Here is a 15,923-nt window from a genome sequence, read left to right on the forward strand (position 1 = left end):
GACGCGGGGTGGAGCAGCTCGGTAGCTCGCTGGGCTCATAACCCAGAGGTCGCAGGTTCAAATCCTGTCCCCGCTACTCAGTAGCAACGAAGGGCCCGGAGGCATCAAGCCTCCGGGCCCTTCGTCGTTTCCGGGAGTCGTTCCCGTGAGCGGCCCCTCCCTCGTGCGGGGGAGGGGCCGGAACCGCTCCGGTGGGGGAGGCGGGGGAGGGGGCGGCCGGGGCAGGCTTCGCGTGTCGGGACGACGGGGCTTTCGAAGGGGGCCGGGCATGAAGCGGGTACCGGGCGCGGAGGCGATCACGGGGGCGGTGCGTTCGGGCGCCGGCGCAGTGCCGGTCGACGGTGTCTGACCGGGCCGTTCCGGAGGTCCTGCCGGTAGGGCATGATCTTCTCCGCGGGGGCGGCGCCCCCGGACACGGGGGAGGGGCTGCGGTGGTGCGAGCGGCGCGCTGGCGGAGCTGGTCGGCCGGGCTGAGTCCGTACGTGCTGGACTCGCTGCTGGCCGTGGCATCGGCCGGGATCTCGGTCTGGGCGGTCGGCAACGACGACAGGGCCTGGCCGTGGTGGGTCTACCTGGTGGCGGTGTCCACCTCGCTGTCGCTGCCCTGGCGGCGCCGGGCGCCGCTGGCCGCGCTGGCGGCGGGCAGCGTGGCCTTCATGACGCTGTCCGTGGTGGCGCACTCGGCGAGTCCGCAGGTGCCGCTGGCCGGTGTGATCGGCATCTACACGGTGGCGGAGCGCTCCCCGGACCGGCAGCGCTGGACGGTGCTGGCGGTGGTGGTGGTCGCCAACGTGATCGGCACCCACTCGCCCAACGGCATGCTGTTCAGCCTGCTCACCTCGGTCGGCTCGTTCGTCTTCGGCTCGCTGGTGCGCGCCCAGCGGCGGCTGGCCCGGCTGGAGGCCGAGCGGGCCCGCGAGGCGGGGGAACGGGCGGCCAGTGAGGCGGGCCGTGCGGTGGTGGAGGAGCGGGCCCGGATCGCCCGGGAGATGCACGACATCCTGGCGCACGCCGTCTCGCTGATGATCATCCAGGCCGAGGCCGGGCCGCTGGTGGTGCACGCCAACCCGGACCGGGCGATCCGCGCCTTCGACACCATTGCCGACGCGGGCCGCGACGCGATGGTCCAACTGCGGCGCGTCCTCGGAGTGCTGAAGGAGGAGGGGGCCGGTCCTGAGCTGGCCCCGCAGCCCCGGCTGGCCGAACTCGCCGACGTGGCCGAGCGGGTGCGCCGGGCCGGACCGGCGGTGGAGCTCGAACTGGCCGACGGGCTGGGCGCGGTGCCCGCCGACCTCCAGGCCGCGGCGTACCGGATCGTGCAGGAGGCGCTGACCAACACGGTCAAGCACTCCGGCGCCGACCGGGTGGCGGTCCGGGTGCGGCGGTCCGGGGACACCCTGGAGGTCGTGGTGTCCGACAACGGGCGCGGGCTGCCGGTGACCGTCGGCGGCGTGGTGAACGGCTGGTCCGGCGGCCGCGGGCTGGTCGGCATCCGGGAGCGGGCGGCGGCCTGCGGCGGGCGGGCCGAGGCCGGACCCGGACCGGAGGGCAAGGGCTTCCTGGTGAGTGCCCGGCTGCCGTTGGGGGTGGCGGGCGTGGTGGAGAAGGCGGGCGGATGAAGCCGATTCGGGTGGTCGTCGCGGACGACCAGGAGCTGGTGCGGGCGGGGTTCGGGATGATCCTGGACGCGCAGCCCGACATCGAGGTGGTGGCCGAGGCCTGCGACGGCGCCGAGGCGGTCGAGGCGGTCCGCGCCCACGGCCCGGACGTCCTGCTGCTGGACGTCCGGATGCCGGTCATGGACGGGCTGGAGGCGGCCCGCCGGGTCTGCGCCGAGTTCCCGTCCACCAAGGTGATCATGCTGACCACCTTCGACGCCGACGACTACGTCTTCGACGCGCTGTACGCGGGCGCCAGCGGCTTCCTGCTCAAGGACGTCCGGCGGGACGACCTGGCGCACGGGGTGCGGATGGTGGCCTCCGGGGAGGCGCTGCTCGCGCCCTCGGTGACCAGGCGGCTGATCGGCGAGTTCGCCGCCCGCCGCCCGGGCTCGCCCGAGCGGGCGCTGCGGCCGCCGTCCAAGCTGCTGGAGCAGCTCACCCTGCGTGAGCAGGAGACCCTGCGGCTGCTGGCGCGCGGGCTCTCCAACGCGGAGATCGCGGCCGAGCTGGTGGTCAGCGAGCACACGGTGAAGACGCACGTCAGCAATGTGCTGAGCAAGCTGGGGCTGCGGGACCGGGTGCACGCGGTGGTGTTCGCGTACGAGGCCGGTGCGGTGGTGGCGGGGGAGGCGTAGGGCCCTCGCGCGGGGCCCTGCGCGTGGCTCCCCCGTGCGGGGGAGGCGGCGGGTTCGCCGGTGCGGGCGATCCGCGACGAGGGGTGCGGCGGACAGCATCTGTGGTGTCGGAACGGACCACGGGCCACCAGCTACCTGCCGGGGCCGCGGATCACCACAGGAGATCGTCGGATGAACACCCCGCAGGAGAACCGCCGCACCGCCTACGTCGTCGTCGGCGCCCCCGCCCTGATGGCCCTCTACGGGGGGATCCGGCTGATCCCGGGCTCCCGGGAGCCCGGCCTCGGCTGGACGGTCGGCCACACCGCGATGTTCGCCGGGCTGCTGCTGTTCGCCCCGGTCCTGCTCGCCCTGCGCGGGCTGCTCGCCCCGCGCGGCACCACGGCCGGGCGGCTCGCGGCCGGTGCCGCGCTCGGGACGGCGTTCGCCGGCCTGGCGGCCTCGCTGGTGCAGATCGGGATCGATCTGTACGTCGGCCTGGCGGCGGCGGACAAGGCCGGGCAGTCGCGGATGTTCGACCGCGTCCAGGGTGTCCCCGGGGTGCTGCCGGCGGTCTACCAGATCGGCCCGCTGCTGTTCTACGTCGGCCTGCTGGTCCTGCTGGTCGCCGCCGCGGTGGGTGCGGCCCGGACGCTGCCCTGGTGGAGCCCGGTGCTGATGCTGGTCGGCACCGCCGCCTCGGGGGCCGACCTGGCGCTGATCCCGGTGGCCGCGGTCTGCTACCTGGCGGCGCTGGCCCCGCTGGCCCGCCGCGCCGCCGGGCCCCGCCCGGTGCTGGCCTGACCGGTGCTGGTCCGCCCGGTGCTGGTCTGGCTGGGCGGTCCGGACGGGCGGCCGCTCCCGCAGGGGAGGGGCGGGCGCCCGTCAGCTCATCCGGAACACCGGTCCGCGCGGGGTGAACGGCAGCCCGGCGCCCCGGGGGACGAGGAAGGCGTGCTCGCGGCGCACCCGCAGCACGTCGCACGCGCCGTCGGTGATCACCAGCACGGGCGCCCCGCGCGGGAAGTCCTCGGCCCGCTCCAGCAGGTCGACGCCCGGCTGCAGCTCGGTGCCGCCGCGCCCGCGCACCCGGACCCGGCCGGCGATCTCGCCGACCGGGACGTACCCGGCGTCGTGCGGTGCGGCGTCGCAGTGCACCACCCGGGCCGCGGGCACGTCCCGGGCGGCCGCGTACGAGGCGATCGCGCCGAGCGCCTTGCCGAGCAGGACCCGGTTCATCGAGCCGGAGGTGTCCAGGACGACGCCGAAGGTGCAGCGCGGTACCTCCTCCGGCGGGTGGTAGCGGCCGGCCCGGGGGATGTCCGGGGTGGCGGACTGCCGACGGGCCGGGCGGGAGTAGCTGCGGACCGGCTCCGGACGGGGCACGAACTCGTCGAACCAGCGGGCCAGCCGGGCGTCCCAGGGCAGCGGCGGGTGGGCGAGGGCGCGGATCTCCTCGACCAGTCCGGCGGGCAGCAGCCCGCGGTCGCGCTGGTGCAGCTCGAAGCCCTGCTGGAGTCCGCGGCGGTAGAAGTCGTCGAGGTCCACGTAGTCGCGCGGGCCGCGGTCCAGCGGTGCGCCGAGGATGTCCGGGCGGTTCTTGCCGGCCAGAGTGGCGAGCCGGCGGATCCGGCGCTCGTCGCGGACGATCCGGTCGTACACCTCCTCGGCCGACAGCCCCTTCAGCTGCGGGTCGTGCAGCAGGCCTTCCGGCATGTCGCCGACGCCCATCTCCAGCAGCCAGCCGTTGATGACGTAGTCGGCGGCGACGTTGAAGAGGAACGGGTCCCGGCCGCCGCGGCGCTCGCCGTGCCGCAGGGCGGCGTGCAGCATCTCGTGGCCGAGGATGAACCGCCACTCCTCGTCGGTCTGCTGGCGCAGCGGGTTGATGTAGACCTCGCCGGCCTCGGCGTTGACGGCGGCGATGGAGATGCCGTGGGCGCGGGCCAGTTCGGCGTCGGCGACGACGGTGAGGCCGGCCGCGATGCCGCCGAGCAGCGGGTAGGAGGAGACGAACCAGCCGAGCGCCCTGGTCCACGGCCGTACGGGCAGGCGCTCGCCGGTCTCCCGGTCGAAACGGCCGCCGGCCCGGTCCATCGCGGCGGACATGGTGCGGGTGAGGGCGGCGGCGAAGGCCGCCGACCAGTCCTTCGGGGTGTGGCCGTAGTCCTGCCACTCGACCAGCAGCTGGTCGTGGTCGGCGGTGCCGGCCGTCCCGGCGGTGACGGCGGGCGGCAGGCCGTCGCGGCGCCAGCGGGCGGCCAGCTCCTCCTCGTCGCCGCCCGGGTACTCCTGCGGGAGGGCGACCGGGGGGCGGCCGACGGGGAAGGTCGCGAGGAAACGGTTCACCACCGCGCAGCGGGCCGCCTCCTCGTAGGCGTCGGGCTGGACCCGGACACCCTTGGCGGCCGGGACGTGGCCGAAGCCCAGGTGCAGCAGGCAGTGCGCCAGTACCCAGGCCCACTCGTCCGGCTCGGCCCGGCGGCGCGGGTTGACGTGCACGGTGCCGTCGGAGTCGACCACCGCCCAGCCGCCGGTCGGGGCCAGCCCGCAGTCGTCCCGGCGGCAGAAATCGGCGGGCACGGCGTCGAAGGCCGGGTTCTGGCGCAGCAGCCGGACCCCCTCGGCGAAGACCTCCGCGCCCGGGTCCGGCTTCTTCGCACCCTTCTGGACGGAAGGGCTCACCGGCGGGCCTCGACCAGCCGGGGCATGTCCCGGGCCGCCTCGATCAGGAACCAGGAGGGCAGCACCGGATTGCCGTCCGCGCCGTCGGCGATCACCGTCTGGGCGACCTCCACCGAGATCTCGGCCAGCTGCACCAGCAGCGACTTGGCCCGGAAGGCGGTCTGCCGCTGCGCCCCCGAGGCGTGCTCCTTGCTGGCCGGAAGCTCCTTGACCAGGCGGCCGCGGAAGGCGTCGGCCAGGTAGTAGAGCAGGTCGCGGTCCTCCAGCCGGTGCGGCCAGCGGGCGTCGCCCTTGAGGATCGCCTCCAGGCCGTAGGCGTTGCGGACGATCTTGGCGTAGCCGCAGAAGGCGATCGCGTGCTGCGGGGTGAGCAGCCCGTACGCGAGCACCTTGAGGGTCTCCTCGTCCAGGGTGGGGCCGAAGGAGTGCAGCGCGTCGGAGAGCATGTGCCATGCGCGCGGGGTGGAGAACGGCTCCTCGGTCTTCGGCGGGGCGGACCACAGGTGGTCGGGCCGGTCGGTGACGTAGTCGACGACCCAGGGGTGGATGCCGGCGCCGGCCGCCCAGCGCAGCCAGTCCGCGGCGCTGGCCCGCAGGTGCACGTGGACCATGCGGTTGACCAGCGCGGACGCCATCGGTCGGGCGAGCGCGCCGTCGGTGGCGCGGTTCCCGGCGCCGATCACGATCGAGCCGGGCGGCAGCTCGTACGAGCCGATCCGGCGGTCCAGGATCAGCGAGTAGAACGCCTTCTGGACGTCCGGGGTCGCCGCGTTGAGCTCGTCCAGGAACAGGCAGTACGGCTCGTCGCGGGCGATCTGCTCGGGCGGGCAGAACCGGGAACGGCCCTCCGGGGTCAGCTGCGGGACACCGATCAGGTCCTCCGGGGCGAGCTGGGTGCCGACCAGGCTCACGCACTCCAGGCCGAGCGACTCGGCGAACTCCCTTACCAGCGAGGACTTTCCGATCCCGGGCGCGCCCCAGAGGAACACCGGCCGGACGGTGGCCAGCCCGAGCAGCAACTCGGGAATCTGGACGGGCGAGACGCTGACTGCTCCCTGCACGGGGCTCCTTGGCAAGTGGTGGGGTGACCGGCCCAGTCTGCGGCGGGAGTTGACGCGGCGCACCCGGATTTTCGCTGGCGCCCCGAACCGGCCCGCCCGTACCGTCCGGGGCATGAACGCGAAACGCCCCCTGATCGCCGTCCTCACCGGCGCGGGCATCTCGACCGACTCGGGCATCCCCGACTACCGAGGCCCGCAGGGGCTCTGGCAGCGCGACCCGTCGGCCCAGGACCTGGTCACCATCGGCCCGTACCGTGCCGATCCCGAGGTGCGGCGGCGGGCGTGGCGGCTGAGGCTGGAGACGGGTGTGCTGGGGGCCGAGCCGAACGCCGGGCACCGGGCGCTGGTCGACCTGGAGCGCTCGGGGCTGCCGCTGCGGGTGCTCACCCAGAACGTGGACGGGCTGCACCAGCGGGCCGGGCTGGCCCCGCGCAAGGTGCTCGAACTGCACGGCACCGCACTGGAGGTGCAGTGTCTGGGCTGCGGGGCGACGGGGCCGATGGCGGAGGCGCTGCGGCGGGTCGAGGCGGGCGAGCCGGACCCCGCCTGTCGGGCGTGCGGGGGGATCCTGAAGCCGCGCACGGTGATGTTCGGCGAGAACCTGGACCAGGAGGTGCTCGGGCAGGCCGACTCGATCGCCCGTGCCTGCGACGTGTTCATCGCGGTCGGTACCAGTCTTCAGGTGTTCCCGGTGGCCGCGCTGCCGTACGACGCGGTGCGGACCGGGTCGAAGCTGATCATCCTGAACGCCGAGCCGACGCCGTACGACGAGGCCGCCGTCGAGGTGATCCGCGAGCCGATCTCCCAGGCGCTGCCGGACTTGGTGCGGAGGCTGGTGGGGGAGGGGCTCTGAAAAAAGGGCTCCGAAGAAGGGGCTTAAAAACGGGTGAACCGCATGCGTACGATGATCCTTCCGGCTCCCCCCTCATGGCCTGGAGTGATCGAGCGATGACGACGACGGCGAAGTTCGACCCCTGGTCGGCGGCGTTCGTGGCCCACCCGTACGACGCGTACGCCGAGTTGCGCGAGCACGCGCCGGTGACGTACTTCGAGCCGACCGGGCAGTGGCTCGTCTCGCGGCACGAGGACGTCAGCGCGCTCCTGCGCGACCGGCGGCTCGGGCGCACCTACACCCACCGCTTCAGCCACCAGGAGTTCGGCCGGCCCGAACCCGACCCGGCGCACGAGCCCTTCCACACCCTCAACGACTTCGGGCTGCTCGACCTGGAGGCCCCCGACCACACCCGGATCCGCCGGCTGGTCTCCAAGGCCTTCACCCCGCGCATGGTCGAGGGCCTGCGGCCGACCGTCCAGCGGCTCGCCGGGGAACTCGTCGACGGCCTGCTCGCGGCCGGCGGCGGCGACCTGATCGCCGCCGTCGCCGAGCCGCTGCCGGTCGCCGTGATCGCCGAGATGCTCGGCGTGCCGGAGGGCGACCGGCACCTGCTGCGGCCCTGGTCCGCCGACATCACCGGCATGTACGAGCTCAACCCGAGCGAGGAGGCCGCCCGCAAGGCCGTCACCGCGAGCACCGAGTTCTCCGACTACCTGCGCGCCCTCATCCGCGAACGCCGCACCGCCCCCGGCACCGACCTGATCAGCGCGCTGATCCAGGCCCAGGAGGGCTCCGACGCGCTCAGCGAGCAGGAGATGATCTCCACCTGCGTGCTGCTGCTCAACGCCGGCCACGAGGCGACCGTCAACACCACCGGCAACGGCTGGTGGGCGCTGTTCCGCAACCCCGGTGAACTCGCCCGGCTGCGCGGCGCGACCGACGCGCTCCTGCCCACCGCCATCGAGGAGCTGATGCGCTGGGACACCCCGCTGCAGCTGTTCGAACGGTGGGTGCTGGAGGACATCGAGCTGCGCGGCGTCACCATCCCGCGCGGCTCCGAGGTCGCCCTCCTCTTCGGCTCCGCCAACCGCGACCCCGAGCGCTTCACCGACCCCGACCGCCTCGACCTCGGCCGCACCGACAACCCCCACATCACCTTCGGCGCCGGAATCCACTTCTGTCTCGGCGCCCCGCTCGCCAGACTGGAACTCACCGAGTCCTACGGCGCCCTCCTGCGCCGCGCCCCCGGCCTGCGCCTGGCCCGCGAACCCGAGTGGAACCCGGGCTACGTGATCCGGGGCCTCAGGGAACTGGTGGTCGAGGTCTAGATCGAGGTCGGGGCCAGGTCGGGGTCGGTTCGAGGAACGGGGGAGAGCTGTGGGCAAGGCGACGGGGTCACTGCTGGGGCTGGCGATCGGGGATGCGATCGGCCGGGTGACCGAGTTCAAGACGGTAGAGATGATTGCCGACGACCACCCGGACTGGCGGCAACTTCCGCTGCCCCGAAGGGCGCTGGTCACCGACGACACCCAGATGACCCTCGCCCTCGGCCGTGGTCTGCGCATTGCCCTGGAGCGCGGGCCGCTCACCCCGCTACGGCTGGAGCGGCCCGTTCGCGAGGAGTTCGTCGACTGGTGGCGCTCCCCGCAGAACAACCGTGCTCCCGGCATGACCTGCCTGCGCGCCTGCGAGCGGCTGAGCCGCCCCGCGTACCGCTGGCAGCAGGCGAGCGACGTCGGTTCCAAGGGCTGCGGCGCCAACATGCGGGTCGCTCCGGTCGGACTGATCCGCGAACTCGACGCCCGCCAGCTCGCGGGCGCCGCGCAGCTGCAGTCCGCGCTCACCCACGGGCACCCGACCGCACTCGCCGCCAGTGACCTCACCGCGTACGCCATCCGCAAGCTCGCCGAGGGCGTTCCGCCGGCCGGCCTGCCCGCGGTGCTGCGGGCGTACGCGCTGGCGAGCCGCGAGCGGTACGACGAGTTCTGGCTCGGCGACCTCTCCGCGCGCTGGTACGGTCGCTCGCCGCAGGACGTCATCGCCCGCGGCTGGGACGACTGCCTGGCCGTGCTCGACCAGTTGGACGCCGCGCTCGCCGCGCCCGACGTCGAAGCGGACCCGTGTCTGGCCACCGGTGAGGGCTGGGTCGCCGAGGAGGCCTTCGCCACCGGCCTGCTCTGCTTTCTGCTGCTGCCGGACGACCCGGTGTCCGCCGTCCGCCGGGCCGCCTACTCCAGCGGCGACTCGGACTCCCTGGCCTGTCTGACCGGCGCCTTCGCCGGGGCCCATCACGGGGAGTCGGTCTGGCCGCAGGAGTGGGTGGAGCGGATCGAGTACCGGGACGAGCTGCTCGCGCTCGGGGCGCTCTGGGACTGAGCTCCACAACCTGCGTTCCGGGCCCGGGTGGAACCGGGGTCGGGGGTGGTGCGTCGAAGGGCCATGACGAAGCGCAGCACCGCAGGGCATCGCCGTTCCCGCCGTCGGGTGGGGCTGCTTCTCGCCGCCGGGTTGGCGGTCGGCCCGGCGCTGGCCGGGTGCGGGAGTGCGGCGGGCGGGGGGCCCGTGGTGGTGCGGGTCTCGGCGTCGGGGAGCCGGGCGGCGGTGGATCCGGGGCAGGTGGCTGCGGTGGCGGCCGGGACCAGCGCCTTCGGGCTGGACCTGCTGCACGTGCTGACCGCGACGCCGGACGGGGCGGGGCGCAACGTCGTGGTCTCGCCGGCCGGGCTGGCGAGCGTGCTCGGGATGCTGCTGCCGGGGGCGCGCGGTGCCACCGCCGAGGAGCTGGCCAAGGCCCTGCACACCGGGCTCGACCCGCGGCAGTACGCCCTCGCCGTCGGCGCGCCGGACAGCGGGAGCCGGGCCGGCGGCGACCAGGTCGTCCTGCGCCGTTCCGACGACCTGTGGACGCAGCAGGGCCTGGCCGTCGCCCCGGAGTACCTGGACACGCTCGCCGCCGCCTTCGACACCGGCGTGCACCCCGTCGACTTCGCCAGGGACCCGGCCGGCGCCCGCGGGAGCATCAACGCGGCGGTGGAGAAGGCCACCGAGGGGCGGATCAAGGAGCTCTTCGGCCCGCGGCAGATCACCGCCGACACCCGGCTGGCACTCACCGACGCGCTCTACCTGAAGGCGGCGTGGGCCTCCGGGTTCAAGCCCGCGAACACCTCCGAGCGCCCCTTCCACCGGCTGGACGGCTCCACCCCGGCGGTGAGCACGATGAGCCGCACCGGCACCCTCCGGTACGCCGAGGGCTCCGGCGGCATCGTCGGCGAACCCTGGCAGGCCGTCGAACTCCCTTACGCGGGAGGTGGGTTGGCGATGGATCTGATCGTCCCCGCCCAGGGCGGGTACGCGGCCTTCAGCAAGGGCCTGGACCAGGCCCAGCTCGACCGGATCCTCGGCGGGCTCGGCGAGCGGTCCGTCGACCTGACCCTGCCGCGGTTCCACTTCGACACGGCCAACGACCTCGTCCCCGCCCTGCGCTCACTCGGCGTCAAGGCGGCCTTCGACGCGCCCGACTTCACCGGCATCACCGCCAAGGAGCCGCTCGGCCTGGGCGCGGTGGTGCAGAAGGCCACCGTCGAGGTGAACGAGGACGGTACGGTCGCGGCGGCCGGCAGCGGCGCCGGGGTGGCGGCGATGGCGGCGCCGGCCGTGCCGGAGTCCGTCCAACTGCACATCGACCGGCCGTTCCTGTTCCTGATCCGCGACACCGCCGACGGGCGGCCGCTGTTCCTCGGCCAGGTCACCGACCCGCAGGCCTCCTGAGCCGACCCGTAGGCGAAGCGGACGAAGCAGATGAAGCGGACGAAGCAGGAGAAGCAGCCGGAGGAGGACCGGGCGTCACCAGGCCGGGTAGCGCCCGCCGAGCGCCGGGTGGGCCGGGTCGCGGCTGCCGAACAGCACCAGCAGGTCGTCCGCGACCCGCAGCAGTTCGGCCCGGCCCTCGACCGCCCCCGCCCACTCGGCGGGCAGCGCCGAGGCGCCGTACGCGGCGCCGACCAGGTTGCCGCAGACCGCGCCGGTGGAGTCGCTGTCCCCGGAGTGGTTCACCGACAGCAGCAGCGCGCTGCGCACCGGGTCGGGTTCGAGGGTGGTCGCCAGCAGCGAGTACACCGCGATGGCCAGGCACTCCTCGGCGATCCAGCCGAGGCCGACCCGCTCCACGGACTCCGCCGTCGGCTGCGACTCCTGGGCCACCCGGACGGCCCGGGCCAGCGCCTGCACCGTCTCCTTGGACCCCGGCAGCTCGCGGATCTGCTCCACGGTCTCGCCGACCGCCGCCCACGGCTCGGTCCCGTTGGCGAGCCGCTCGACCAGCGCCGCGAAGGCGCCCGCCGAGAGGTAGCCGGTCGGGTGCCCGTGGGTGAGCTGGGCACACTGCACGGCCAGCCCGAAGGACAGCTCGACGCCCAGCCGGGCCAGCCCGAACGGCGCCGAGCGCATCACCGTGCCGCAGCCCTTGGACTCCGGGTTGATCGGCCCCGGCTGCCCGATCACGGACGGCGACTCGAACTCCGGGTGCTCGGCCACCCCGCTCATGCAGGCGTTGCCGGGCGCCCGCGACGCGTACAGGAAGGGCCTGGTCAGCAGCCAGCCGTCGTACGGGCGGGGCTGCGGCGCGGTGTCCGGCGAGCCCTGGCGCTGGGTCAGCAGCCAGCGCCGGTACGCGGCGTGGACGGCCTCCGGCACCGAGCCGCCGCCGCCCGTCCAGCCGCGGACGAACGCGCGGATCAGGCCCTCGGTGGTGAACAGGGTCATCTGGGTGTCGTCGGTGACTTCGACCGGCCCGGTACCGGCCGGCAGCCCGGTCACGCCGTCCGGCCCGTACCGCTGCTGGATCTGGTGGAGCTGCTGGAACTCCACCGGCCAGCCCAGCGCATCGCCGACGGCCCCGCCGAGCAGCGCCCCGCGCACCCGGTCGCGGTATCCCGATTCGGCCGCCGACTCCGTCACGTCGATCCCCCTTGGTTCATGGCGGGATACGTTCTATCAGGTCTACCGGCGGATCTGCCCGGCGCGCCCGTGCAGCGCGGCGCGGTCGGCGGCGGCGCGCCCGGCCGCCCAGCCCACTCCGTCGCTCACCCGGACCCGCTGCGAGACCAGCTTGGGGAACAGCCGGCCGACCTCGTCGTCCACCGCCTCGGAGCGGGCGGCGAGCGCGGGCAGCAGCCGCTCGTCGGGCAGCAGCTGCTCCTCGGTGCCGTCCTCGCGCAGGTGCCGGCCGGCCGCGGCGGCACTGGTCGCGCGCTCGGTGGCGGCGGTCAGCCGCTCGCGGATCCGCGCCGCGTACGCGACCAGGAAGGAGTGCCGGAACGCCTTGCTGCGCGAGTCCCGGCGGGAGCCGGCCTTGTTGAGCGCGTGGGTGGCCTGCACCAGCAGCGAGGTGTAGAGCAGCTCGACGCCGTCCAGGTCGCCGTCGAAGCCGACGACGGTGCAGAAGCCGAACTCCTTGGCCCACACCGCCCGGCACCGGTTGGCCGCCGCGACGGCGTCCAGCAGCATCGTCTTGGGGCTCTCGTACGGGTTGTCCACGCCGATCCGCAGCGCCGCCGGGGTGTTCCGGTCGTCGCCGGTGGCGGCCAGCAGCGCGTCGTCGATGCTGTGCTGGGCCATCAGCTGCTGGGCCTTGGTGGTGAGCGCCTCGGCCTCCTCCGGGTACTCGGTGGACTCGGCCTTGGCCAGCAGCGCCCGGATCCGGGCCAGCATCCGCGGCTCGCCGGTCAGCGGGCCCGTGGTGCGTTCGGCCTGCGGGCCCGTGGTGCGATCGGTCTGCGGCCGCCGGCCGGGCGCGGGGCCGACCGGGGAGATCGGCGGCAGCCGGCCCCAGGTCCGCAGCAGCTCCAGGGCGGCGGTGGCGAGCGCGAAGCGGTCCAGCCGGTGCCGGTCGGCGAAGGCGCCGAGGTACTGCTCGTCGCCGGGCCACCAGACCTCGGCCTCCAGCTCGCGCAGCTGCTCGTGCCAGCGCCGGTCGAGGGCGGCCGCGGGGTGCCGACGGCCCTCGGCGGCGATCAGGTCCACCGCGAGGGCCAGGTGGACGGGCTTCAGCCCGCGCCGGACCACCCGGGCCAGGTCGGCCGGGCGCCACCCGGCGGACCAGCAGCGGCCGACGGCGGTGTCCGCGTACCCCAGCAGCGCCCGGCTGACCGCCGGCCACTGCCCGGCCGAGGCGGCGAGCAGCGACGCCCCGGTGTCCAGGGCGAGGTCCAGCGTTTCGTCCGGGGCCGTCAGCACCGATCGCACCGCCTGCTCCAGCAGTGGGCCGGCGCCCCCGTCCCCGTCCTGCTGCGCGCGCTTGCCCACGGTGTGTCCCTGCTCTCCTCGACGGCCCGGCCCTCCCGCCCATGATGCCGGAGCGCCCGCCCCCTCGACGGGACCGGGCGCTCCGGGGTGACGCAGGCGACTCAGCGCTCGACGGCCTTGGCCAGGATCTCCGGGGCGCGCTCCAGCAGCCGCCCGGCCGCGAAACGGATGCCGAGGGCGGCGATCAGGGCGCCGTAGAGCGGGCCGACCACCAGGACCGGCCAGGTCGGGCCGGCGGAGAGCAGCGCCCAGCCGAGGTAGCCGCTCACCGGTAGGGAGAGCAACGCCACACCGAACAGCGAGCCGAACTGGTTGACCAGCACCAGGCCGCCCTGCCCGGGGGCGGCGTTGCGCATCGGATTGCTGTCGGCCGGCATGGTGTACGGCGCGAGCACGCTGAGCGTCGCGCCGAGCGCGACGCCGCAGCCGAGCAGGGCGAGCGCGAGGCCGAGTGCGGACGGCAGGCCGGCCCAGTCGCCGGTGGCGGCGGCCAGCACGGGCCCGAGCACCAGCGTCACCGGGATGGCGTACGACAGCACCGCGTAGGCCCGGCCGCGCAGCTCGTCCCGGGCGTCGGCCGGGGTGAGCAGGGTGGCGGCGACCATCCAGAACGCCGAGCCGTCCATGCCGAACAGGTTGAGCATCTGCAGCCCGAGGAACATCCCGGTCATCGCCAGCAGGTAGACGCTCGACCAGCCCTGGACCATCGACAGCACGCAGATCACCAGCGTCATGCCGATGCTGGTGAACACCGCGGCCTTGGCCCGCGGCTCCCGCCAGGCGTACCGGAGGTGGCGCTGCATCACCGCGCCGGCCCGGCCCTCGGGCAGGAAGCTCCAGCCGCGCGAGCTCTGCACGCCGCGGGCCACCTCCAGGGTGGAGGAGTCGGCGGTGACCATCAGCTCCTGGAGGCTGCCGCGCCACCAGCGCAGCAGCAGGGCGAGCAGCGCCGCGGCCGCGGCGAGCTGGAACAGCGCCAGCCCGTACCGTCCCTCGCCGGCGGTGCGGGCCGCGTCGGCCGCGCCGACCGGCGGCAGCCAGCGCAGCACGGAGGCGATCGGCGCCAGCGGGCTGAGGTCGAGGTGGTCCCCGGGCCGGCCGAAGACGCTCTGCGAGCCGACGTTGGCGGCCTGCACGAGCAGGGCGAACAGCAGTCCGCCGAAGATCGCGAAGTCCTTGCCGCGCCGGCTGGAGAGCATCCGGGCGTTGCCGGCGGCGACCGCCCGGGAGAGCGTGACCAGGCAGAGCACGGCCAGCGGGACGCCGACCAGCGCGGCCGCGGCCGAGGCCCCGCCGTTGGCACCGGACAGCGCCGCGCCGGTCACCAGCACCAGGCTGACCAGCGGGCCGGGCCCGATCAGCGCGGCCAGCAGCGAGCCGCGCAGCAGCGGGCCGGGCCGCAGCGGGAGCATGGTGAGCCGGGTCGGGTCGGCGCTCTCGTCGCTGGAGAAGAGGAACAGCGGCAGCGCCGCCCAGCCGAGGGTGAGCACGCCGAGCAGCATCACCCCGGCGTCCCCGGAGCCGTCGAAGCGCCCGTTCATCATGGCGAGGGCGAAGGCGATGCCGGCCGCGAAGGCCAGGCCGAGGACGCCGCCGATGACGTACACGGCGGTCCGGCCGGGGCTGCGCCGCAGGCCGTTGCGCAGCAGCCGCAGCTTGAGTGCCACCAGGGCGCGGACCACCGTCCGCCCGTCGGGCACCGGGGTGCGGGCGGCTGCGGGGGCGGTGCTCACTGCCCGCCCCCGAGCTGCGCGCCGGCCTGCCCGCCGGCCTGTCCGCCGAGCTGCCCGCCGCCGGCCGGAGCGTTCCCGGCCGCTCCGCCGCCGAGCCAGCCGAGCGCCTGGCCGTCGTCCTCGCGGACGCCGATCAGGCCGAGGAAGGCCTCGTGGAGGCTGCGCCCGCCGCGCACGGTGTCCAGCGGGCCGTGGGCGATCACCCGGCCGGCGTTGACCACGGCGACCCAGTCGCAGAGCTGTTCGACCAGTTCCATCACGTGGCTGGAGAAGACCACCGTGGATCCGGCCGCCGCGTACCGCTTGAGCACGCCGCGGATGGTCTGCGCGGAGACCGGGTCGACGCCCTCGAAGGGCTCGTCGAGGAACAGCACGTCGGGGTTGTGCAGCAGCGCGGCGGCCAGGCCGATCTTCTTGCGCATGCCGGTGGAGTAGTCGGCGACCAGCTTGTCGGCGTCGCGGGCGAGGTCCAGGACGGCCAGCAGCTCCTCGGCGCGGCGGTCCACCTCGGCGCCGGGCAGGCCGCGCAGCCGCCCGTTGTACTGCAGCAGTTCGCGGCCGCTGAGCCGCTCGAACATCCGCAGCCCCTCGGGCAGGATGCCGATCCGGGCCTTGACCGCGACCGGGTCGGCCCAGACGTCGCCGCCGTGGATGAGGACGGTGCCCTGGTCGGGCCGGAGCAGGCCGGTGGCCATGGACAGCGTGGTGGTCTTGCCGGCGCCGTTCGGGCCGACCAGGCCGATGAAGGAGCCGGCCGGCAGCTCCAGGCTGAGTCCGGCGACGGCGGCCTGGCCGCCGAAGTGCTTCCACAGCCCCTGGATGCTGACGGCGGAGGGGGGAACGGGTGCGGGGTGGTCGGACGGCGGCGGCGCTGACGCCTGCATGGCGGCCTTCTCTGTTCGCTGGCGGATGGGTGTCTCGGACTCAGCCTGTCACTGCGGAAACGGGCTGTCTCCCGAGTTGAGGATCCCCTGAGCGAGTGGGCCGAACGGGTGAGGCGCGCCGTCCGGACGGCGCGTTACGGCGGGTGC

13 protein-coding genes and 1 tRNA gene are annotated in these 15,923 nt (G+C 74.6%); 8 read left to right on the top strand and 6 right to left on the bottom strand.

Translation table 11 applies throughout. The features are described from left to right. The first annotated feature begins 2 nt into the window (after positions 1-2). The 4 genes from ACFWPT_RS09435 (at position 3) to ACFWPT_RS09450 (ending at position 3,079) form a co-directional block, all read left to right on the top strand. Positions 3-76: transfer RNA gene (locus ACFWPT_RS09435), tRNA-Met, on the top strand. 355 nt (positions 77-431) lie between these two features. Then, complete coding sequence (locus tag ACFWPT_RS09440; RefSeq protein WP_063348942.1) at positions 432-1,619, top strand: sensor histidine kinase; 1,188 nt, start codon at positions 432-434, stop codon at positions 1,617-1,619. Next, positions 1,616-2,296, top strand: coding sequence for a response regulator transcription factor (locus tag ACFWPT_RS09445; protein ID WP_063348943.1), 681 nt, complete (start codon positions 1,616-1,618; stop codon positions 2,294-2,296). The genes ACFWPT_RS09440 and ACFWPT_RS09445 overlap by 4 nt, the downstream gene beginning before the upstream one ends. 171 nt (positions 2,297-2,467) lie before the next feature. Then, positions 2,468-3,079 carry a hypothetical protein gene (locus ACFWPT_RS09450; protein ID WP_380480759.1) on the top strand — a complete coding sequence of 204 codons (612 nt, stop codon included), beginning with the start codon at positions 2,468-2,470 and terminating at the stop codon, positions 3,077-3,079. A gap of 81 nt (positions 3,080-3,160) precedes the next feature. Here the strand turns inward: ACFWPT_RS09450 and ACFWPT_RS09455 are convergent, their stop codons facing one another. After that, positions 3,161-4,960 (bottom strand): hypothetical protein, encoded by a 1,800-nt coding sequence (locus ACFWPT_RS09455; protein WP_380369592.1) that lies wholly within the window; start codon positions 4,958-4,960, stop codon positions 3,161-3,163. Next, entirely contained in the window at positions 4,957-6,021 is a 1,065-nt protein-coding gene (locus ACFWPT_RS09460) for an ATP-binding protein (protein ID WP_380480761.1), read from the bottom strand. Before ACFWPT_RS09460 ends, ACFWPT_RS09455 begins: the two co-directional genes overlap by 4 nt. Before the next feature lie 112 nt (positions 6,022-6,133). On the opposite strand from ACFWPT_RS09460, the gene ACFWPT_RS09465 reads away from it, so the two are divergent. From ACFWPT_RS09465 to ACFWPT_RS09480, 4 genes are all read left to right on the top strand, one after another. Next, the gene (locus ACFWPT_RS09465; RefSeq protein WP_380480763.1) at positions 6,134-6,874 is read left to right on the top strand and encodes an NAD-dependent deacetylase; all 741 of its coding nucleotides are present in this window, start codon (positions 6,134-6,136) and stop codon (positions 6,872-6,874) included. Between the two features lie 95 nt (positions 6,875-6,969). Continuing rightward, a complete protein-coding gene (locus tag ACFWPT_RS09470) occupies positions 6,970-8,184 on the top strand; it encodes a cytochrome P450 (RefSeq protein ID WP_363369343.1) in 1,215 nt (404 codons plus the stop codon). Positions 8,185-8,233: 49 nt separating this feature from the next. Then, positions 8,234-9,232 carry an ADP-ribosylglycohydrolase family protein gene (locus ACFWPT_RS09475; RefSeq protein ID WP_380369586.1) on the top strand — a complete coding sequence of 333 codons (999 nt, stop codon included), beginning with the start codon at positions 8,234-8,236 and terminating at the stop codon, positions 9,230-9,232. Between the two features lie 225 nt (positions 9,233-9,457). Then, the gene (locus tag ACFWPT_RS09480) at positions 9,458-10,624 is read left to right on the top strand and encodes a serpin family protein (protein ID WP_380480765.1); all 1,167 of its coding nucleotides are present in this window, start codon (positions 9,458-9,460) and stop codon (positions 10,622-10,624) included. A gap of 75 nt (positions 10,625-10,699) precedes the next feature. Here ACFWPT_RS09480 and ACFWPT_RS09485 read toward each other — a convergent pair whose 3' ends face one another. From ACFWPT_RS09485 to ACFWPT_RS09500, 4 genes are all read right to left on the bottom strand, one after another. After that, positions 10,700-11,812, bottom strand: a complete 1,113-nt coding sequence (locus tag ACFWPT_RS09485) for an ADP-ribosylglycohydrolase family protein (protein WP_380480767.1) — start codon at positions 11,810-11,812, stop codon at positions 10,700-10,702. Positions 11,813-11,854: 42 nt separating this feature from the next. Then, complete coding sequence (locus tag ACFWPT_RS09490; protein ID WP_380480769.1) at positions 11,855-13,159, bottom strand: DUF2786 domain-containing protein; 1,305 nt, start codon at positions 13,157-13,159, stop codon at positions 11,855-11,857. A 101-nt stretch (positions 13,160-13,260) separates the two neighbouring features. Then, positions 13,261-14,892, bottom strand: coding sequence for a hypothetical protein (locus ACFWPT_RS09495; protein ID WP_063348952.1), 1,632 nt, complete (start codon positions 14,890-14,892; stop codon positions 13,261-13,263). Further along, positions 14,889-15,776, bottom strand: coding sequence for an ABC transporter ATP-binding protein (locus tag ACFWPT_RS09500; RefSeq protein WP_380423800.1), 888 nt, complete (start codon positions 15,774-15,776; stop codon positions 14,889-14,891). The genes ACFWPT_RS09495 and ACFWPT_RS09500 overlap by 4 nt, the downstream gene beginning before the upstream one ends. Between the last annotated feature and the right edge of the window lie 147 nt (positions 15,777-15,923).

This window comes from Kitasatospora sp. NPDC058478 (assembly GCF_042720345.1).
GTDB lineage: Bacteria > Actinomycetota > Actinomycetes > Streptomycetales > Streptomycetaceae > Kitasatospora.